Here is a 607-nt window from a genome sequence, read left to right on the forward strand (position 1 = left end):
ATGACGTCACGATGAAACGTCAGCTTCTCTGCGTGCTCGCTTGCGGGTGGGTGGCACTGCCCGCGGTGGCCGCCGCCGATCTCGACGCCGTGCTGCAGCACGAAAGCCGCACGGTCACGGCCGACGGCGTGACGCGCACGACGCTGTATCGTGAACGGATGGTGCGGCGCGACGGCCACGTGTGGGTCGAGCGCGTGCTGCCCGCGGCGGCGGCCGGTGGCGAGCATGGCGACGATCACGGTCATGACCACGATCACGATGCGGGTCGCCGCGCCGGGGTAAAACCGGCCGCGGCCCACGCCGGCCACGAGCATTTCAACTTCCAGGCCGCCGCGCGGCACGTCACGTACGACGGCAAGTCGGCTCGCATCGAGTACGTGGACGTGGCGAACCGGACGGTCGTCAGCGTGCCGCCGGCCGAGTACGAAACCACGGGCTTCGACGGCTCGTGGGACAACGCGTACTACGTGACGCCGCCGTCGCAGTTGAAGCGGCTCGCGGTCGCCAAGCGCGGCGACGCGCCCGGCACCGTCTGGTACGAGCAGGCCGTGGACACGCCCGGCGCGCGCGGCGCGAACCGGATTCTGTGGAGCGAGCGGTTGCAGGC

1 protein-coding gene is annotated in these 607 nt (G+C 70.8%); it reads left to right on the plus strand.

Going from position 1 to position 607, the window contains the following annotated elements; all coding sequences use genetic code 11:
* Positions 1 to 11: 11 nt before the first annotated feature.
* A partial coding sequence (locus ACU8YE_RS23940) for a hypothetical protein (protein WP_446929834.1) occupies positions 12 to 607 on the plus strand: 596 nt, incomplete at its 3' end.

The sequence above is a fragment of the Ralstonia sp. VS2407 genome (assembly GCF_052950655.1).